This window comes from Micromonospora sp. NPDC005553 (assembly GCF_042871765.1).
Classification (GTDB): Bacteria; Actinomycetota; Actinomycetes; order Mycobacteriales; family Micromonosporaceae; genus Micromonospora.
Window position 1 is genome coordinate 845583 of the sequence record NZ_JBIAJD010000002.1, and the last position, 18782, is coordinate 864364.

Here is an 18782-nt window from a genome sequence, read left to right on the forward strand (position 1 = left end):
TCTACCTTTCCCCGATGTCCCCGCCTTCCGATCAGCGGGGGCAGCGGATGCTATCGAGGAAGGCGGACATCGGGCGACCCCGATCCGGCCAGGTCAATCCACAGTGGAAGCCACGGCCCTGCTCAGGCGCGCCGGTGGGCTATCCGACCAGCGACGACGGTCACCAGGCAGGTGCCGTCGAGGCCGTGCACCGCGAGGTCGGCCCGCCCGCCCGGACGCAGCGTCGGCGCCACGGCGGTGGCCAGCACCAGCAGGTCGCCGCGCTCGGCAGCGGCGCGCAGGGCGGGGTCGGTCAGGTGTTCCGCCAGCGCCGCCGTCACCCCGGTACGCAGCAGCGCGTGCACCCGCTCACGCGGGGTCGGAGCGGGTGGCAGCGGACTGTCGTGCAGCAGACCCGGCCCCAGCGAGCCGGGCCAGCGGCGAACCCGGGCGTTGGCGTACGCCGAACTCAGCTCGGCCAGTGGGCCGACGGCCTCGATCCGGTCGCCACTGACCAGCACGGCGTGGTCGGGCAACAGGTCGCGGTCCGGGTCAGGGCGCAGCAGGGCTGCCGTGTGCACTGTGAGCATGATCAGTCGACGAGCGGGCCGAGTTGCGGGCGCTTCGCCGTCACAGTGTCGCCGGACGACCGACCGGTCAACCGTCGCTTCACCCAGGGGGCGAGGTACTGACCGGCCCACCGCAGGTCGGAGGCGCGGGCGGCCAACCATGGTGACGGCGCCGGGTGCGGCGGAACCATCAGCCACTCCTCGTCGCAACCAACCCCGAGGGCGTTCAGCACCTGCCCGGCGACCCGGCGATGCCCGGCCGGGGAGAGGTGCAGCCGGTCGGTGCTCCACAGCATGGGGTTGAGGAACGTGTCGTCGGCGTACAGGTCGACCATGATGGCGCCGTGCCGCTCGGCGGTCTCACCGACCGCCTGATTGAGCAGCTGCACCCGGGGGGCGACGAGGCGTTGACCGGGCAGTCGGGCCATCACGTCCGCGAACCGGAAGAGGAGCACGTCCGCGCCACCCGAGCGCAGTTGCCGGACCACCTCGTCGAAGCGGGCGACAAGCGTGTCCGGATCGAAGGTGCGCCGCAGCACGTCGTTGCCACCGGCCGCGAAACTGATCAGATCGGGCTTCATCGCCACGGCGGAGGGCACCTGCTCGGCGACCACGCCGGGGAAGAGCCGGCCCCGGATGGCCAGGTTCGCGTACCGGAAGTCGGGCCCCGCGTCGGCGGCGAGCCGGGTCGCCACCAGGTCCGCCCAACCCCGGAAGGTGCCATCGGGGTACGCGTCATCCATACCCTCGGTGAAGCTGTCCCCGACCGCGACATAACTGCGCCAGCGCACCCGCGCCTCCCCTACGCCACCCGTTGCCTGCGGCGACCAGTCTGTCACCGCGGCAACGCCCGGCACCGCCCCGAATCCACTACGTGTCGGAGGTCATTGCGCCGACGACGACGGGAGGGACCGGCCACCCCCGTGAGTGGCCGGTCCCTCCTACCCGGTGACGCTGCACCGGGAGCTCAGCCCAGCAGGCCACCCCACGGCTGGCCGGCGGGCACCGACGCGGTGGCCAGCACCCGGCCACTGGCCGCGTACCGGACCAGCCGGTACGCCGGCGCGCCGTCGGCCGGCGTCGCCGCGTTGACCTGCACCACCAGACCGCCGTCGGCCAGGACGACACCGTCGATGGCCTGGCCGTGCCCGGTCGGCTTCTTCCACGCCGGGTCCAACGGCGCCAGCTCGGTGAGAGCCCCGCTGGCGGCGTCGAGCCGGTAGTTGCGGAACCGCTCGCTGCAGGCACATCCGCCGGGGCTGGTCGTGTGGGCGCTGATCACCAGCGTCCGGCTGTCACCGGAGATCGCCGCCACTCCGCCGATGACGAGGCCGGCGGGGAGGCGCGGGCTGACCGCCCGTCGGACGCCTCGCTCGTCAGAGATCGCCACGGTCTGCGCGCCGACCTGGGCGATCCACCCACCGGACACCGTCGGGCACTTCGGGTGGTGGGTGGCGAGCACCTTCTGCCCGGTCCCGTCGGCGTTGACCGCGATGAGCGTCAGCTCCTTCTCCCGCCCCAGGCCGTACAGCACCCGCCCGGAGTCGAGCCAGCTCGGCGCGCAGGTCTGCTGACCCTGGGTCGGAATGACGTGCCGCTTCGTGCCGTCGAACGCGCTGATCACCAGGCGGCGGGCGGACCCTTCCAGCCAGGCCACCCGTCGGCCGTCCGGCGAGACGGCGAGCGGGCCGGCGTCCATGCTGTTCCCGAGACGACCCGAACGCACCACCTGCCACGTCCCAGCAGCGGTACGCCGCCAGATCCGGGCCGGGTCGTTCTGCTTCTGGCCGTACTCCTCGGCGGTGTACCAGGTCATCTGCGGCCACTGCGTCGAGCCGACCGCCGGACGGGCCGGCGCGACGGCCGGGGCCGCATCCGGCACGGCGCCGCCCGTGCCGGCGGCCGGGGCGTCACCGGTCGCGGGAACAGTGGTGCCGGTGACGCTTTCGGTCGGAGCGGGCGCGGTCTTCGGGTCGGCGGTGCCGCAGGCCGCAGCGCCGAACGCCAGAAGCAGCAGGGCGGCCGTGCCGGCGAGCGCGCCGGATCGGCGGGCCGAGGCGGGGCGGGTGGTGTGGGTGAACGGGCCGAGGTTCATCGTCGTCGTCCTTTGTGGAGGCTTACCGTGCCTGACACCACCCAAGACGAGCGGCTGGCCGTGGCGAGTTGCCGTCGCGGCGCGCTACTACCGGACAGTCGGATCCGCTCGCACCGGCAACCTTTTCCGCAGATCACCGACCGTGATCAACACCGCCTCACGGGCGGTGCCCAGACGCAGAAAGGGCGGGCCACCCGAGGGTGACCCGCCCATCTGGCGCTGGTCGTTCAGTCCACGACGGCCAGGATCTGCATGTCCTTCAGAGTCGCCGGCTCGACGGTCTCGGAGATCTTCTTTCCGTCCTCGTCCACCAGCAGCACCGCGTGTCCGCTGCCGGTCTTGACCCGCACGACCATCGAGCCGTCGGTCTGGAAGTAGACCTGATCCAGCGTGCGCCCACCCAACGGCAACGAGACCTGCTTGCCCGTACGGGTGTCCAGCACAACGTTGACCCGCAGATCACGAGCCACGTCGCCGTCATCCCCATCCGGCTTGTGCCGCAGCAGCGCGATCAGCGAGCCATCCGGGGCGAGACTGACGACGTTGTTGGTTTGCCATCCGTCTTCGGAGAAGCCGGGGACAACCCGCTTCTTCGTGCCGTCCGCGCCGTAGAGCGTGACCCCGTAGTCGTTGTTCATGGCGATGGTCTTGCCGTCCGCCGACCAGACGGCGTTACAGGGTACAAATTCACTGGTCCACCAGCGCACCGCCTTTACCGCCGAGCGCATGTCCAACATGCCGTACCGACCGGGTCTGCTCGTTTCTAACAACTCGCGGAACAGCAACTGCCGCCGGTCCGGCGACCAAGCCGCGCCGACGCAGTACGGATCGACACGCGAGCGGATCTTCTGCTTGTCCGAGCCGTCAACGTCGGCGACGACGAGGTCACTGTTGTCGTCCACCCAAGCCACCCGCTGGCCGTCCGACGAGACGCTCAAGCCCATGAACGCGATGTCGGGCAGAGCCAGCAAACGCACCGAACTGTCACCCGGACGCCAGGACCGCAGGTTCGCGGTCTTCACCTGAGCGACGCTGGCGGGGCCGTAGAAGAGCTTGCCGAACTGCACGGACGGGGTGTTCGTGCTGGACCCGCCGCTGGGCGGGGCGCCAGGCGTGTCGCCGGCGCTGCTGGACGGCGTCGGGGTGGGCGTCGGAGTCGGCGACGGCGACGCGGTGACCGACGGGGTGTCAGCCGGCAGCGGGGGTGGGGACTGGTCCGGCCGGATGGCGAAGGCGGTGCCGGCCGCTGCGGCGATCAGCACCAGCGCGGCGGCCGACGTGGCAACCGCCCGTTGGATACCAAGCCGACGGGACGTACGCAGGGTCCGGTCCCGCAGGTCGACGGAGGTGACCTCGTCGGCCAGGGCGGTCAGGTCGAGCCGAAGGCGCTGGTCGTTCATTGGGTACTCCCTTCCAGGACGTACAGCTCGGCGAGTTCGGGCGCGACGGCGCGCAGCCTGGCCAGTGATTTGGCCGTCTGGCTCTTCACGGTGCCGATCGTGACGCCGAGCAGGTCCGCCGCCTCAGCCTCGGTGCGGTCCTCGAAGAACCGCAGCACCAGGACGGCACGTTGCTTCGGGGAGAGCTTCGCCAGTGCCGCCCGCAGGGTGAGCCGCAGACTGGTCTGGTGGGCGTGGTCCGGGGCCGAGTCGCCTCCGCGTGGCTCGGGCATATCGCCCGGCATCGACTCGGGTACCCGGCGCCGTCGCCACCAGGACACCTGTAGGTGGTACATGGTCTTGCGGGTGTACGCCTCGGCGTTGCCGCTGTGGTGCAGGCGGTTCCAGGAGCGGTGGGTCCGGGCCAGGGCCGACTGGACGAGGTCCTCGGCCAGGTGCTGGTCGCCGGTGAGCAGGTAGGCCGAGCGCAGTAACGCCGGGGTGCGGGCACGGACGAACGAGTCGAACTCACTCAGCAGAGGGTCCACACGGGCCAATCCTTCAGGTCGAGGTACGAGGGCTTGGTGTCCTTGCAGACGTCAGCAACGGCGTCGATGGTTGCCGGCGTCGGGTCCGGTTCGGATCGAAATGGATCGCTCATCCTGCCTTACCGGCCGTAGGCTGCGCGGATGCTGCTACGCATGTCGACCCTGTTGCTGCGGACCCTGCGCGAGGATCCGGCCGACGCGGAGGTGCCGAGTCATCGGCTGCTGCTGCGCGCCGGCTACATCCGTCGTGCCGCACCGGGCGGCTACACCTGGCTGCCGCTGGGCAAGCTGGTGCTGGATCGGATCACCGACGTCGTACGCGCCGAGCTGATCGCGATCGGCGACCAGGAGGTGCACTTTCCGGCGCTGCTGCCCGCCGAGCCGTACCGCGCCAGCGGCCGGTGGACGGAGTACGGCGACGACATCTTCACCCTCGCCGACCGGCGCGGTGCCGAGCACCTGTTGGCACCCACCCACGAGGAGATGGCGGCGCTGCTGGTCAAGGACCTGTTCAACTCGTACCGGGACTTCCCGGTGACGCTGTTCCAGGTGCAGACGAAGTTCCGCGACGAGGCGCGGCCGCGGGCCGGGTTGCTGCGCGGCCGGGAGTTCCTGATGAAGGACGCGTACTCCTTCGACCTGGACGAGGCGGGGCTGCGGGAGGCGTACGGGCGGCATCGTGCCGCGTACCAGCGGATCTTCGATCGGTTGGGGCTGGACTACACGGTGGTGCGGGCGATGTCCGGCGCGATGGGCGGCTCCGCGTCGGAGGAGTTCCTGGCTGCGACGCCGGTCGGCGAGGACACGTTCGTCGGCTGCACCTCCTGCGACTTCGCGGCGAACACCGAGGCGGTGGCCACCCGGGTGCCGAGCGCCGGTGATCCGAGCGCGCAGCCGGCCGTCGAGGTGCACGACACTCCGGAGACTCCGACCATCGCGAGCCTGGTGGAGTTGGCCAATGCGCGCCGGTTGGGCGGTCGGGACGGCTGGACCGCCGCCGACACCCTGAAGAACGTCGTGTTGTCCGTTCGTCAGCCGGGTGCCGACCGGGCCGAGCTCCTGGTCGTCGGGCTGCCCGGTGACCGGGAGGTCGACCTGAAGCGGGTCGGCGCCGCACTGCACCCGGCACAGGTGGCCGTCTTCGAGGAGTGGGCCGAGCATCCGGAGCTTGTTCGCGGCTACCTCGGACCGCAACTGCTCGACAAGCTGGGCATCCGCTACCTGGTCGACCCTCGGGTGGTGACCGGTTCTGCCTGGCTGACCGGGGCGAACGAGCCGGGCCGACACGCGACCGACGTGGTGTGCGGACGGGACTTCACCCCCGACGGCACCATCGAGGGGGCCGACGTCCGCGCCGGCGACCCCTGCCCCGCGTGCGAGGCGGGCGAGCTGACCATCCGGCGGGGCATCGAGATCGGGCACATCTTCCAGCTCGGTCGCCGCTTCACCGACGCCTTCGCCGTCGACGTGCTCGGGCCGGCCGGCAAGCCGGTCCGGCCGACAATGGGCTGCTACGGCATCGGGGTCTCCCGGGCGGTGGCGGCCGTCGCCGAGCAGCACCACGACGACCGGGGACTGGTCTGGCCGGCAGCTATCGCACCGTGTGACGTACACCTGGTGGTTGCGGGCAAGGGCCCGCAGCTCGACGCGGCGGTGGAGCTCGGCGGGCGTCTCGCCGCCGCCGGCCTGCGGGTGCTCGTCGACGACCGCACGCACGTCTCGGCCGGGGTCAAGTTCACCGACGCCGAGCTGATCGGCATCCCCCGGGCCGTCGTGGTCGGCCGCCGGCTCGCCGAGGGGTACGTCGAGCTGCGCGAGCGGGCCGGCGGCGAGCGCATCGAGCTGCCGCTGGCCGGTCTGCTGGATCGACTCGTCGACGAGGTACGGCAGGAACGTGCGAACCTGGTGTAGCGACGGTGTCACGGGGTAGAGCAGTCGGATCGGCTGGATACGTCTTCGGAGGCTCTCATGACCGGTTACCGGGTCAGTGACGTGATGACCAAGCAGGTCGTGTACCTGCCGGTGGAGACCACCCTGGACGAGGCGGCCAGGGTGATGAAGGAGGCCGACATCGGTGATGTGGTGGTCACCGACGGCGCCAGCCTCGCCGGCATGCTCACCGACCGGGACATCGTGGTGCGGGCCGTGGCGGAGAACAGCTCCCCCGCGGCCACCACCATCGGCTCGATCGTCACCCGCGAGGTCGTCATGATCGAGCAGCACTGCACGGCGGGTGAGGCGGCGGCGCTCATGCGGGATCGGGGCATCCGACGGGTGCTGGTCTGTGACAGTGACCGCAAGCTGGTGGGGATCGTCTCGCTCGGCGACCTGGCCATGCAGCTCGACCCCACCAGCGCGCTCAGCGAGATCAGCGAGCAGTCACCGACGGTGTGAGCGGGGCCCCGGCATGACGGCGGTAGCCTCGACGCATGGCTGACATGCCGGCCCGACTGGCCGAGATCGTCGACGAGTTCGCCGCCGCGCCGCGCGACCTGGTGCTGGAGATGCTCCTGGAGTACGCGGACGTCATCCCGGCGCTGCCGGAGGGCGCCGCGGAGCGCGAGGGCATGGAGCAGGTGCCCGAGTGTCAGACGGCGTTCTTCCTGCGGGCCAAGGTGACTGCGGAGGGCACGGTGGAGACGCTCTTCGACTGCCCTCCGGAAGCGCCCACCACCCGGGCGTTCGCCGGGATCCTCGCCGAGGGGCTGGCGGGGGCGAGCGCTGAGCAGGTGCTGGCCGTTCCGGACGACCTCTATCAGCGGATGGGGCTGGCCCAGGCGATCAGCCCACTACGAGTCCGTGGCGGCACCGCGATCCTGGGCCGCCTCAAGCGGCAGATCCGGGAACAACTCGGCTGACCGCGGGGTTGCCACCGAGCATGGAGATCGAGATCTACGCGGACGTCATCTGCCCGTGGTGCTACATCGGCAAGCGCCGCCTGGATGAGGCCCTCGCCAGCTACGACGGCGCGGTGACGGTCCGTTACCGGCCGTTCCAGCTCGACCCGTCGCCGGTGCCGCAGCCCCTGCCGCTGGTGCAGGCGCTGGCCGGGAAGTTCGGCGGCCCGGAGCGCGCCCGGCAGATGGTCGACCACGTGACCCAGGTCGCGGCGGCCGACGGGCTGCGGCTCGACTACGACCGCGCGGTGATCGCCAACACCTTCGACGCGCACCGCCTCGTCTCGTGGGCGACCGACCAGGGCCGGGCGCCCGAGATGGTGGAGGCGCTCTACCAGGCGCACTTCAACAACGGTGTCGACGTCGGCTCGCGGGAGGCTCTGGCCGCCCTGGCCGGCGAGATCGGCCTCGACGCGGCCGACGCGCGCCGGTTCCTCGACTCCGACGAGCGCGTCGCCGACGTCGCCGCCGCAATGGCCACCGCCCGGGAACTGGGCATCACCAGCGTGCCGACCTTCGTGCTGGCCGGGAAGTACGCGGTCTCCGGCGCGCAGGAGGTGCAGACGTTGCTCGCCGCGTTCGCCGAGGTCGAGCAGCGGGAGTCCGCAGCGCACTCACACTGAGTCACCGGGGGTCGGGCGTCCGGCATCGATGATCACGATGTTTCACGTGCAACAACATCGATGCCGATGCCTGGTCAGGCCGGCCTGGCCAGCCCTTCGACCACCTGGGCTCCCGGCAGCGCGCCCAACGCCGGCCCCGGCAGCGCTATCTTGCTGTGCCGTACGCCGGACCCGACGATCACGTGCGGTGTGGCGATGACCCGCGAGTCCACCAGGATCGGCCACTGCGCCGGCAGCCCGATCGGGGTGATGCCGCCGTACTCCATGCCGGTCAACTCGACAGCGTCGTCCATCGGGGCGAAGCTCGCCTTGCGGACGTCCAGCGCCCGGCGGGCCACCCCGTTCACGTCGGCCCGCGTGGTGGCCAGGACGATGCACGCCGCGTAGCGCACCACTCCCTCGCGCTTGCCCGCCACCACGACACAGTTGGCCGACACGTCCAACCCCACCTCGTACGCCGCGCAGAACGCCGCGGTGTCGGCGAGGTCGGCGTCGATCGGCGCGACCAGCACATCGTTGACGTCCACCGGCGCGTCGGCCGGCCACTGCGCGATGGCCTCCGCGACCGGCGGGGCGAGCAGATCCAGGCGGGCGCGGGCCGGTTCGGTCTTCAGCGTTCCCATCACGGGTGCGATCCTCGCATCCGCGACGCTGAACCGCCCAGCGGCTCCCCGACCCCCCGGCGACGCCACCGGCCGGGGTCGGATCGATCCGGCGCTCAACTGCCGGCGAGGAACGCGTTGTCGCGCATGAAGGAGCGGTCGCGGCCAGCGGCCAACTCCTCCTCGCGCTGGGCCTTGGCCCGTTGCAGCTCCAGATCCTCGAACGCGTGCCGGACACCCAGCCGGATCACGCCGTAGAGGAAGACGAAGCCGAAGACGTAGAGAATCACAGTGGTGACGACAGCGAACATGGCGTCACGGTAAGACGAACGTGAACCGTTGTTGCTCTCATTTCCGGCCGGTTCCCCCGTACGTGTCGGCCAGAAGGTCGGCCCAGGTACGCACGCCCCGGGGCAGTACCTCGGTGGCCAGACCACCGGCCCGCAGCTCGCGACCGAGCCGGCCGGGAATCCGTCGTCGCGCAACCGGCCCAGCACCGCACGGCCCAGATTGCCGGACGCCCCGGTGACCAGAACCTTCATCTCGTCCTCCTGCACACCCGTCCGGCCCTTACCTGGCGTTGACGAGACATCGCGGCAACCCCTGACGGCGGGCGGCCAATCATCCCGATCGAATCAGGTCCAACACGGTGAGCAGCGCGAAGAACGCGATCACGATCTCGTTGACGATCCAGGCGTGCCCCTCGGCCCACTCCCGCATCCGGGTCAGCACCCGCGAGGCCCTGCCCCCCAACAGCAGCAACGCCAGCAGAGGCAGCGCGAGCAGGAGCACGGTGACCAACACGAACGGCACCAGGTGCCACCACGGCAGGTCGTGTCGGGCCACGCTCGCCCCGACGGTGGCCATGGTCAGGTCGTCGGTGGGCGTCGCCACGAAGAGCAGCGCACCCAGCCGCAGCGCCTGCGGCGGACCGGCCTGCTCGATGCTTCCCAGCCAGCGCGGCGGTCCGGAGCGGTTCCGGCGTACCCAGATCAGCACGGCCAGGATCACGAGCAGGACCAGCACCACCAGGTCGATGGCGGGGCCGCGGTCGACCTTCCCGGCGACGGCGCTGGCGTCGGCGGCCGCGCCGCCGACCAGTTTGGTCAACAACCAGGCAAGGGTCACCCCGGCGGTGACCACCAGCCCCGCGCCGGCGAGGAAGCCCAGCGACGCCGCCCGGGGCCGATCCGACGAGGCCAGGAAGACCGCCACCACCAACTGCGTCCCGGCGACCATGACCACGGCGAGCGGCAGCACGGTCAGGAAGTTCATCGCCCGCCATCCTCCCGGCACGAGCAGGTGGGACGCGGCGGAATCCGCCGATCACCCGGCCTGTCGCGCACCCCCGCCCACCACGACCCGGCCGGCCAGCAGCGCCCCGAGCAGCGCCAGGCCCGCCGTCACCACGAGCGTCGTCGCGTAGCTCGCCGGGCCCGGCGCACTTCCTGCCGCCAACACGGCCCCGGTCAGCGCGAGCACTGTCGCCGCGAAGAGGGAGTCGCTCAGTTGCAGTGACGAGCTGTTGCGGCCCTGTTCACCTGGCGCGGACAACTCCAGGGTGAGCACCGACAACGGCGGATAGAGCAACCCCATGCCCAGACCGGCGATCGCCCAACCGGCCACGGCGACGGCCACCGGCAGCTCGGGCCGGACGGCCAGCGCCACGGTGGCCGTGCCGACGGTGATGCAGGTCAACCCGGCGCGCGGCAGGCTCGCCCGCGACGCCGGCACCGGGATCCGGCCCTGCAACCAGGAGCCCGCCGACCAGGCCAGCGCGCCGACAGTGAGGACCAGCCCGGCCGCAGTCGGCGAGAAACCTCGTTCCCGGGAGAGCATCAACGGGATGACCACCTCGCTGCCGACGAAGGCCGCCGACGCCAGGCCACGCAGTCCCACGACGGTGGGCAACCCTCGTGCGGCCCGAAGGAACCCGACCGGCAGCAGGCGCGGGGCACAGACCAGCAGGCCGACCACGGCGGACGCGACCAGCACCAGGGCCGTGGCGCCGCGCTGCTGTCCCCCGATGTGCAGCAGTGCGGCACTCACCGCGGCCCCGCACGCCCAACCGATCCGTGCCGCCGCGCCCGCCGGCGGGCTCGTCGCCGCACTCCGGCCCAGCGACCGCAGCCCGGGATGAATCAGCAGGCCCGCCGGCACCGCCACCGCCGGCACCGCCAGGAAGACCCACCGCCAGCCCAGGTGCTGCACGATCAGGCCGGCAACCGCCGGCCCGACCAGCGACGGTACGACCCACGCCGCCGCGAACGCCGCGAAGATCCGCCGGTGCAGGTCCGGCGGGTACGCCTGGCCGACGATCACGTAGAGCGCCACCGAGAGCAGCCCGGAGCCGAAACCCTGCACGACCCGCCCGACGACCAGCGCGCTCATCACGGGCGCGGTCCCGGCGATCAGCAACCCGACCACGAACCACGCGACGCCGTGCCACATCGGCCCCCGAGGACCCCGCGCGTCGCACCAGATGCCGGAGACCACCATGGCCAGCACACCGCTGGCGAACGGGCCACCGAAGGCGATCCCGTAGAGCGCCAGCCCGTCCAGGCTGCGCGCGACGGTCGGCATCGCCGTGCCGACCGCCAACGCCTCGAACGCGAGGAGTGAGATCAGCGCGACGCTGCCCACCGTCATCGCGCGCAGCCGGGGGGCGAAGAGTCCTGGTGCGGCGGGTGCATCGGTGACGGCGGTGCTCGGCATCGACCGAGCATGCGACCTGAACCCGGATTCATGTCAACAGTCCGGTGACCCGGCTCTCGTCAGGCGTCCTGCAACACCTCCCCGACACCGCGCGCCAGCCCGGAAAAATGCTGGTCCGCCAGCAGGTGGCCAGCGGTGATCACCACAGCGATCGGCCACTCGATGACCTGTAGCGCGGCGAGCGCCCCGAGCCCGGCGTAGTAGATGACCTTGTCCGGTGGCGGCACCGCCATCTCACCCAGCATCGGCAGGTGCACCCGCCGGTTGTACATGTTGACGTTCTCCCGTGCACCGTTGAGATGTCGCGTCAGCGTGCTCATGCCGGCCTCCCCATGTCCGGTGATGATGGTCGGGTTCCACGGCCCATCCCGTCCATGCGCCAGCGACGGCGGAAAATTCCGCCACCCAGGGGGCATAACGGATGGCAGGTCGGGAAGCCAGGCCGCCGGACGTGAGTGCGGTGGGAGGACGACATGGCCAAGCTCAGGACGAGCGGCAACAGGGAGCCGGGCCGGCGCCCGTCCAGCCGTACGCCTCGATGACGGCGGCGGGTCGCGCTGCCGGCCGCATCCTGCCGTCCTTCGGCGTGCCGCACCTGGTCGGCGAGGCGTCCCGGTCGGTCAGCTCGGCCGCGGTCCGGCTGGCCCGGACGGTCGGGTTGACGCGGCGTCGGGTCTGGTCCCGGCCGGGCCGGCACCACATCGAGGTGCACGGTGTCTGCCAGGAGGGCGGCGACCAGCTCGCCCGCCAGGTGGAGGGCGCGCTGGAGCGGATGCCCGGGGTGGCCTGGGCCCGGGTGAACGCTCCCTCCGGGCGGGTGGTGGTGGCCGTGCGGGCCCCCGAACCGAATCTCGATGACCTCATCGCCACCATCGACCGCGTCGAACGGACCTGCGACCACGAGCCCGACCCGGAGATCCCGCCCCCGCACCCGCCCGAGGAGGGCCCACACAACCCGCGCACCCTCGGCGCGCTCGCCTCGGACGCGCTGGGTCTGACCCTCTGGGCGGCCACCCGGATCCTGCCGTTCGCGCCGTTGCCCGGTGAGGTGGCCGGTCTGCTCGCCGCGGTGGATCTTCAGCCGAAGCTGCACGCGTTCCTTGGCAGGACGTTGCGCTCCGACCCGCGCGCGGAGATTCTCTTTCCCCTGGCCGAGGCTGTCGTACAGGGCCTGGCCGGCCGCTGGACCGGCATCGTCGTCGACAGCGCCCAACGGCTCGTGGAGTGGAGCGAGGACCGGGCCCAGTTCTCCGCCTGGGAGAGCGCCGAACCGCGGTTGACCGGCGCCCCCGAGCGTGCCGTCGCCCGGTGGCCGATAGCCGACCGTCCCCGACCCAAGCCACACGGCCCGGTCGAGCGGTACATCAACCGGGCCCTCGCCGCCGGTACGGCGGCCGGCGCGGCGGCGGTGCCCTTCGCCGGGCGCAAGCGGGCCGCCGCGCTGGGCCTGTCGGCGCTGCCGAAGGCGCCCGGAAGCGGACGCGAAGGGTACGGCGCCCAGCTCGGCCGGATGCTGGCCAGGCGCGGGGTGATCGCGATGGACCGCAGTGTGCTGCGGGAGTTGGACCGCATCGACACGCTCGTGCTGGACGCCGCGGTGCTCGGCTCGGACCGGGGCGTTCTGGCCGATCTGGCGCCAGCGGCCGACGCGGACGTCGACCAGGTTGCCGAGCGGGCCTTCGCGTTGTTCGACCCGGACGACCCGGCCGCCTCCCGTGCGTCGGACGGCTGGCGGCTCGGGCCGCTGGACCAGATGCCGGACCACGACCCCGGCACCGTCCCGGACGGCGACCGGCTGCGCTCGGCCGGCGGCCAACTGCTCGGCCTCGCCCGCGGCGACCGGCTCGTCGCACTGTTGCGGGTCGAGCCGGAACCCGCGCCGGGCGTCGACGGCCTGCCCTCCGCCGCCCGACATGCCGGCCTGCGGCTGGTCGTCGCCGGCGGCGACGAGCAGCGGTACGGCTTCGCCGACGCGATACTCCCCGGCGGGGACCAGTTGGCCGAGTCGGTACGCGCGTTGCAGCGCGACGGCGCGGTGGTGATGCTCGTTTCCGCGGACCGGAAGGCGCTCGGCGCGTCCGACTGCGGTCTCGGGTTCGCCGCACCGGAGGAGCTGCCGCCGTGGGGCGCGCACCTGCTGGTCGGTGCCGACCTGCGGGTGGTGGCCCTGGTGATCGAGGCGACCGGGGTGGCTCGGCGTACGGCCCAGCAGAACATCCGGCTGGCCATGGCCGGCACCGGTCTCGGGGCGCTGGGCGCGTTCACGGCCCCGCCGACCGAGCTGCCCGGCCGGTCGCTCGTCGCGGTCAACGGCGCGGCCGGGCTGGCCTTCGCCAACGGGGTCTGGCAGGCCCGCCGGTTGCACGACCAGTCGGACACCCCGGCGCCGGTCACGACCGCCTGGCACCTCATGCCGGTTGGCACCGTGCTCGACCACGTGCGCTCCACGCCCGACGGTCTGACCAGCGCGGAGGCGCAGCGCCGGCACCAGGGCGCTGGCGGGAACGGCAATGCCGCACCGGGGAGCGGGGGGCTGCTGCGTGCCTTCGTGGACGAGTTGTCCAACCCGCTCACCCCGGTGCTGGCCGCCGGGGCGGTGCTCTCCGCGTCATTCGGTTCGCTTGTCGATGCCGCGCTGGTGGGCAGCGTCGTCGGTGGGTCCGCCCTGATCGGGGCGGTGCACGAGCGCAACACCGAGCGGTCGCTGGCGGAACTGCTGTCGCGGTCGGCGGTGACCGCCCGGGTCCGCCGGGACGGTGCCGAGCAGGTCCTCGCCGCCGAAGACCTCGTCCTCGGGGACGTCATCACCCTTGAGCCGGGCGACTCGGTGCCAGCCGACTGCCGCGTGCTCGAGTCGGTGGGTCTGGAGGCGGACGAGTCGTCGCTGACCGGCGAGTCGTTGCCGGTCGCCAAGTCCAACCGACCGGTGGTGGCCGCCGCCATCGCCGACCGACACTCGATGCTCTACGAGGGCACCACCGTCGCCGCCGGGCACGGCACTGCCGTGGTGGTGGCGACCGGGTCGGACACCGAATCCGGCCGCAGCCTCGCCCTGGTCAAGCAGGACCCGCCGGCCAGTGGAGTGGAAGCTCGGCTCGGCGCGTTGACCAGCGCCGCCATCCCGTTGGCGGCCGGTTCCGCGGTGGCGGTGGCCGGCGCGGGCCTGCTTCGAGGCGTACCCCTGGCCGAAACGGCGGCGACCGCCGCGAACCTCGCCGTGGCGTCGGTGCCGGAAGGGCTGCCGTTCCTGGTCAGCGCGGCGCAGCTGGCCGCGGCCCGGCGGCTGGCCGAGCACGGCGCGCTGGTCCGCAACCCGCGCACCATCGAGGCGCTGGGCCGGGTGGACGTGCTCTGCTTCGACAAGACCGGCACCCTCACCGAGGGCCAGTTGCTGCTGGCCGGGGTCGGCGACAGCGTCGGCGACCGGTACGCCCCGCTGGACCGGTTGGACGACCGGCTCCGGATGACGCTGGCCGCGGCACTGCGGGCCACCCCGGCCGCGAAGAACCCGGAGGAGCTGGCGTTGCAGACCGACCGGGCGGTCCGCCAGGGCGCCGGGGAGGCCGGGGTGGTGGAGCAGACCGGTGCCGTCGGGTGGCGGGCCGCCGGGGGGCTGCCGTTCGAGCCGTCCCGCGGCTACCACGCGAGCATCGGACAGACCGATGGTCACCTGTTGTTGAGCGTCAAGGGTGCTCCGGAGACGGTGCTGCCGCGCTGTTCGTCCCGACGCATGGACGGTCGTCAGGAGCCACTGGACGACGCCGGCCGCGCGGAGCTGGAGCGGATGCTCGCCGACCGGGCCGGTGCGGGAAACCGGATCCTCGCCGTCGCGGAGTGCCCGGTGAACGACCCGAAGGTGACCGACTCCGACGTCCGCGGGCTGACCTTCGTGGGCTTCCTGGCCCTGGCGGACGGCGTCCGGGAGAGCGCAGCCCCGGCGGTACGCCGGATCCGGCAGGCCGGCGTGCACACCATCATGATCACTGGTGATCACCCAGCCACCGCCGAGGCGATCGCCGCCACCATCAGTGAACACGACGAGCAGCGGGTGGTGACCGCCGCTGAACTCGACCAGCTGGACGACGACGCGCTCGCCGAACGGTTGGCCAACACCGACGTGGTGGCCCGCTGCACCCCTGCGCACAAGGTGCGGATCATCCAGGCGTTGCAGAAGTGCGGACGGACCGTGGCGATGACCGGCGACGGCGCCAACGACGCCCCGGCGATCCGGCTGGCCGACGTCGGCATCGCCCTCGGCCAACGGGGCACCCCGGCAGCCCGCGCCGCAGCCGACCTGGTGGTCACCGACGACCGGCTGGAAACCATCATCGCCACCCTCATCGAAGGGCGGGCCATGTGGTCGTCGGTGCGGCACGCGCTCAGCATCCTGGTCGGCGGCAACCTCGGCGAGATCGCGTTCAGTGTGCTCACCGCTGCCGCGACCGGCCGTTCCGCGCTCACCGGACGCCAACTCCTGCTGGTCAACCTGCTCACCGACCTGGCGCCGGCACTGGCCATCGCGGTGCGGCCACCCGCGTCGGACCGGACCGACGCGCTACTCAAGGAAGGTCCGGACACTGCGCTCGGCGAGAGCCTGACCAGGGAGATCGGGCTGCGGGCGGCAGCCACCACGCTGGGCGCCACTGCGGGCTGGACGTTGGCCCGCTACACCGGACGCCGGCAGCGGGCCGGCACCGTCGCCCTGGTCTCCCTGGTCGGCACCCAACTCGGGCAGACCATCCTGGCCGGCGGCACCAGCCCGACCGTGCTGGCCTCCACTGTGGCGTCACTGGGAGTCCTGGTCGTGGTGGTGCAGACCCCGGGGGTGAGCCAGTTCTTCGGCTGCACCCCGCTCGGGCCGGTGGGCTGGACCATCGGGGCCGGGTCGGCGCTCGGCGCGACCTTCGCCAACGGCGCGCTCACCAAGCTGGTGGAACGCCTCCCGGAAACCCGTCCCAGGGCCGCCGGTGGCTCCGAAGGCTGACTGGCGGCGCTCGCGGCAAAGTGCGCGATGCCCCTGAGTCATCACGATGCCCCTGAGTCATCACGCTGACCAGAATGGAATCGCCCCGACGGGCTCGAAGCGATCGGTTCAGGGGCCCGTCCGCGACCGCACTGCACTGCACTGCACTGCACCGCACTGCACGGGAGCCTGCCACCGCCGTACAACGCGGTGTTGCTCGGCGTTGTTAGCGTCGTGGCTACGTCTCGGGGCGAACAGGTAGGACGACGCGATGGCCAGCAGCGGAAGTACAGCTAGCTTGGCGAACCGGCGTGCTCGCGCGCCGATGTTCGTGATCGGCAGCGTCGTGGCGTTGGCCGCCCTCATCGCGCTGGGGTACCTGCTCAGTACCGGCCCGCGGGTCGGGCACGGAGGGAACGTCATCCGCGTGGCGCTGGCTCCGGGAGCCTTTCTGATGCTGTCCTGGCTCGTCCGCCTGGTGCAGTGGTGGAGTGCCGCTCGTGCTCCCGCGAGGCGCGCCATGGTGACCGCGCATCTGGCGCAGGGAAGCGCGGGGCGGGTCACCGCTGCGGCGCACGCCGTAAGCGCCGCCGGCGGGATCAACACCAGCCCCAAGGGATACTCCGTGTGGCTGACGGTGAGCGGCCGGGGCGGGGGCGGTGTCCTGCACCAACGTGTCGTCTGGGAACCGTGGTTGCGGGAGCTGACCAGGTCGCGTCAGGCTACGGTCCGGCACGGGCCCGGCGTCAGCGTGATCGACGTGGCCGGGTACGGGCGGCTCTGGCCGGCGAGTTTCACGCTGCGCCGTCGTCCCTACGGGGTCGGGCTCATTCCGTTCCGCAAGGCCCGGGGGCTGCCGAAGAGGGCCAGCCTCTCGTACGGCCGTCTGGCCTATCTCTTTCTCGTGTTCCTCGTGCCCGGCCTGGCCAACGCCCTCGCCCACGGTATGTGGGCGCTGCTCGGGTGGTGGGCGGCGTACCTCGTCGCCCTGATGGCCGCCACCGGAGCCTGGTTCGGCATCATCCCGCCCGGCGTGCGTTGGGAAGCAGCCCCTCGGGGCCACGCCCCGACGACCTCCTGACCACGGACGCGATTGAGCGAACAGGCGGCGACCTCGGCCAGACCCTCGTCTCCCCACCGGCTCCGATCCCGGTCCCGACGCTGCTGGCGTCCGCGGCCGGGTTGACGTCCTCCACAACCACCACACCCCACCGGAAGCTGCTGCGGACTCAGTGCGAACTGAGGGCTTCGGTCCAGACCTCGACGCCGGCCCATCCGGCCGTCGGCAGCAGGACTGAACAGGGAAGCGGCGGTGGAGCCCAGGGGACTCGAACCCCTAACCCCTGCCTTGCAAAGGTCAAGACTGCTGTCGGTCGGCGTCTGCTGGTGCTGCAACGTCGGCACCGACCTTTCCTCGTCTAGTGCTCGACGTCGTTGGAAAGGTTGATCCGGATCTCCGTGGTGCGGTATCCGGCGCGACCGAAAGCGGCCGCCATAGGCGCGTTGCCCATGTCGGTGGTGGCGGTGATGCGCGACTCCCCGTTGGTCGCGTGAAGGCGCGTGATCTCGGCGAGCACCTCGTCCACGTAGCCGCGCCCGCGGAACTCCGGCACAACCCCGAGATAGCCGACGTTCACGTTGTACGGGGTAGCGGAGGGAATCGCCATGCCCGCCACCTCGCCCTCGCGCGTGTAGGCGATCCGCCACCACTCCCGCTTCCCCGGCGCCCTGAGATAGAAGTCCATCTCTTCGCGCGCGGTCGCGTCCACGCCCTTGGCGGCCAGGTTCGCACGGGTCTGGGCATCCAGGCTCCCCTCGGCGATTCTCCTGAACACCGCGAGGAACTCCTCGTCGGAGGCCTCGGTGAACCGCAGCCTGCCGGCCGCGGGGGGCACCCCGTCGGCGGGTGCCCACTCGAACTGCAGCCGCTCCACCTCCCGGGTGAGGCCCGCCGCGTGCGCCGCCGCCCGCCGCCACTCCACCGCAGCCGAGGTAGCCGGATCGTCACGCCAGCCACCGGTGACCTTGATCTGGTACTGAACCGGCTCCGGGAACCCAGCCAGCGCCGCCCTGATCAGCTCGGCGGCGACAGCGGCGCGGTCACCCACGGCAGGATCCACATCGAGGCAGTCAAGCGCGACCGGATACAGGCTGCCCTTCGGCCCCCACCACAATGCCCGCCCCACGACCTGGCCGTCATGCTCGGCGATCCATGTCCATTCCGGCCGGTACATGTCCTCGGCCAGTTCGGCCAGGTAACGGTCGGCGGGGATCCACCCAACGGGCTCGGTCACGATCCACGAGGTCACGCGGTCGATGTCTCCGAGGGCGGCAGCGCGGTAGAAGATCACGTGCAGAGGCTAGCGAAGCTCAGCACCATGATTCGCAGGGGCACAGGAGGCTCCTCTCGCT

Annotated in this window: 17 protein-coding genes; 6 read left to right on the top strand and 11 right to left on the bottom strand. The window is 71.8% G+C overall.

Annotated features, from left to right (window positions below; all coding sequences use genetic code 11):
* Window positions 1-122: 122 nt before the first annotated feature.
* The 5 genes from ACFYPG_RS11295 to ACFYPG_RS11315 form a co-directional block, all read right to left on the bottom strand.
* Window positions 123-569 carry a hypothetical protein gene (locus ACFYPG_RS11295; protein WP_387351619.1) on the bottom strand — a complete coding sequence of 149 codons (447 nt, stop codon included), beginning with the start codon at window positions 567-569 and terminating at the stop codon, window positions 123-125.
* 2 nt (window positions 570-571) lie between these two features.
* Window positions 572-1339 (bottom strand): SGNH/GDSL hydrolase family protein, encoded by a 768-nt coding sequence (locus ACFYPG_RS11300; protein ID WP_355004579.1) that lies wholly within the window; start codon window positions 1337-1339, stop codon window positions 572-574.
* Between the two features lie 176 nt (window positions 1340-1515).
* On the bottom strand, window positions 1516-2643 hold the full coding sequence (locus tag ACFYPG_RS11305) for a hypothetical protein (protein WP_387351621.1): 1128 nt from the start codon (window positions 2641-2643) through the stop codon (window positions 1516-1518).
* Between the two features lie 227 nt (window positions 2644-2870).
* A complete protein-coding gene (locus tag ACFYPG_RS11310; RefSeq protein ID WP_387351623.1) occupies window positions 2871-4043 on the bottom strand; it encodes a hypothetical protein in 1173 nt (390 codons plus the stop codon).
* A complete protein-coding gene (locus tag ACFYPG_RS11315; RefSeq protein WP_355004575.1) occupies window positions 4040-4570 on the bottom strand; it encodes a SigE family RNA polymerase sigma factor in 531 nt (176 codons plus the stop codon). The genes ACFYPG_RS11310 and ACFYPG_RS11315 overlap by 4 nt, the downstream gene beginning before the upstream one ends.
* A 141-nt stretch (window positions 4571-4711) precedes the next feature.
* Between ACFYPG_RS11315 and ACFYPG_RS11320 the strand changes: the two genes are divergently transcribed.
* The 4 genes from ACFYPG_RS11320 to ACFYPG_RS11335 are packed head-to-tail and all read left to right on the top strand — an operon-like array spanning window position 4712 to window position 8090.
* Window positions 4712-6481, top strand: coding sequence for a proline--tRNA ligase (locus ACFYPG_RS11320; protein WP_387351625.1), 1770 nt, complete (start codon window positions 4712-4714; stop codon window positions 6479-6481).
* 57 nt (window positions 6482-6538) lie between these two features.
* A complete protein-coding gene (locus tag ACFYPG_RS11325; RefSeq protein ID WP_354945799.1) occupies window positions 6539-6964 on the top strand; it encodes a CBS domain-containing protein in 426 nt (141 codons plus the stop codon).
* A gap of 35 nt (window positions 6965-6999) precedes the next feature.
* Window positions 7000-7428, top strand: a complete 429-nt coding sequence (locus ACFYPG_RS11330; protein ID WP_357194707.1) for a SufE family protein — start codon at window positions 7000-7002, stop codon at window positions 7426-7428.
* Window positions 7429-7448: 20 nt separating this feature from the next.
* A complete protein-coding gene (locus tag ACFYPG_RS11335; RefSeq protein WP_387351627.1) occupies window positions 7449-8090 on the top strand; it encodes a DsbA family protein in 642 nt (213 codons plus the stop codon).
* Window positions 8091-8164: 74 nt separating this feature from the next.
* Here ACFYPG_RS11335 and ACFYPG_RS11340 read toward each other — a convergent pair whose 3' ends face one another.
* From ACFYPG_RS11340 to ACFYPG_RS11360, 5 genes are all read right to left on the bottom strand, one after another.
* Window positions 8165-8713, bottom strand: coding sequence for a YbaK/EbsC family protein (locus tag ACFYPG_RS11340; protein ID WP_357194822.1), 549 nt, complete (start codon window positions 8711-8713; stop codon window positions 8165-8167).
* Between the two features lie 95 nt (window positions 8714-8808).
* Window positions 8809-9003, bottom strand: coding sequence for a hypothetical protein (locus tag ACFYPG_RS11345; protein WP_355004570.1), 195 nt, complete (start codon window positions 9001-9003; stop codon window positions 8809-8811).
* Between the two features lie 310 nt (window positions 9004-9313).
* Window positions 9314-9967, bottom strand: a complete 654-nt coding sequence (locus ACFYPG_RS11350; protein WP_387351628.1) for a GAP family protein — start codon at window positions 9965-9967, stop codon at window positions 9314-9316.
* A 51-nt stretch (window positions 9968-10018) separates the two neighbouring features.
* Window positions 10019-11407: an MFS transporter gene (locus ACFYPG_RS11355; protein WP_387351630.1), complete on the bottom strand. Its 1389-nt coding sequence runs from the start codon at window positions 11405-11407 to the stop codon at window positions 10019-10021.
* A gap of 59 nt (window positions 11408-11466) precedes the next feature.
* Window positions 11467-11727: a hypothetical protein gene (locus ACFYPG_RS11360; RefSeq protein ID WP_355004567.1), complete on the bottom strand. Its 261-nt coding sequence runs from the start codon at window positions 11725-11727 to the stop codon at window positions 11467-11469.
* 218 nt (window positions 11728-11945) lie between these two features.
* Between ACFYPG_RS11360 and ACFYPG_RS11365 the strand changes: the two genes are divergently transcribed.
* The gene (locus tag ACFYPG_RS11365) at window positions 11946-16391 is read left to right on the top strand and encodes an HAD-IC family P-type ATPase (protein ID WP_387351862.1); all 4446 of its coding nucleotides are present in this window, start codon (window positions 11946-11948) and stop codon (window positions 16389-16391) included.
* Window positions 16392-16668: 277 nt separating this feature from the next.
* Window positions 16669-17451, top strand: a complete 783-nt coding sequence (locus ACFYPG_RS11370) for a hypothetical protein (RefSeq protein WP_387351632.1) — start codon at window positions 16669-16671, stop codon at window positions 17449-17451.
* A gap of 337 nt (window positions 17452-17788) precedes the next feature.
* Here the strand turns inward: ACFYPG_RS11370 and ACFYPG_RS11375 are convergent, their stop codons facing one another.
* Window positions 17789-18721, bottom strand: a complete 933-nt coding sequence (locus ACFYPG_RS11375; protein WP_387351634.1) for a GNAT family N-acetyltransferase — start codon at window positions 18719-18721, stop codon at window positions 17789-17791.
* Window positions 18722-18782 lie beyond the last annotated feature (61 nt).

Bases quoted from the DNA above. Each gene is read 5' to 3' on its own strand.
- ACFYPG_RS11365 (WP_387351862.1), top strand. From the start codon at position 11,946: ATGACGGCGGCGGGTCGCGCTGCCGGCCGCATCCTGCCGTCCTTCGGC.
- ACFYPG_RS11330 (WP_357194707.1), top strand. From the start codon at position 7,000: ATGGCTGACATGCCGGCCCGACTGGCCGAGATCGTCGACGAGTTCGCC.
- ACFYPG_RS11350 (WP_387351628.1), bottom strand. From the start codon at position 9,967: ATGAACTTCCTGACCGTGCTGCCGCTCGCCGTGGTCATGGTCGCCGGG.
- ACFYPG_RS11295 (WP_387351619.1), bottom strand. From the start codon at position 569: ATGCTCACAGTGCACACGGCAGCCCTGCTGCGCCCTGACCCGGACCGC.
- ACFYPG_RS11305 (WP_387351621.1), bottom strand. From the start codon at position 2,643: ATGAACCTCGGCCCGTTCACCCACACCACCCGCCCCGCCTCGGCCCGC.
- ACFYPG_RS11355 (WP_387351630.1), bottom strand. From the start codon at position 11,407: ATGCCGAGCACCGCCGTCACCGATGCACCCGCCGCACCAGGACTCTTC.
- ACFYPG_RS11325 (WP_354945799.1), top strand. From the start codon at position 6,539: ATGACCGGTTACCGGGTCAGTGACGTGATGACCAAGCAGGTCGTGTAC.
- ACFYPG_RS11320 (WP_387351625.1), top strand. From the start codon at position 4,712: ATGCTGCTACGCATGTCGACCCTGTTGCTGCGGACCCTGCGCGAGGAT.
- ACFYPG_RS11360 (WP_355004567.1), bottom strand. From the start codon at position 11,727: ATGAGCACGCTGACGCGACATCTCAACGGTGCACGGGAGAACGTCAAC.
- ACFYPG_RS11345 (WP_355004570.1), bottom strand. From the start codon at position 9,003: ATGTTCGCTGTCGTCACCACTGTGATTCTCTACGTCTTCGGCTTCGTC.
- ACFYPG_RS11310 (WP_387351623.1), bottom strand. From the start codon at position 4,043: ATGAACGACCAGCGCCTTCGGCTCGACCTGACCGCCCTGGCCGACGAG.
- ACFYPG_RS11335 (WP_387351627.1), top strand. From the start codon at position 7,449: ATGGAGATCGAGATCTACGCGGACGTCATCTGCCCGTGGTGCTACATC.
- ACFYPG_RS11340 (WP_357194822.1), bottom strand. From the start codon at position 8,713: ATGGGAACGCTGAAGACCGAACCGGCCCGCGCCCGCCTGGATCTGCTC.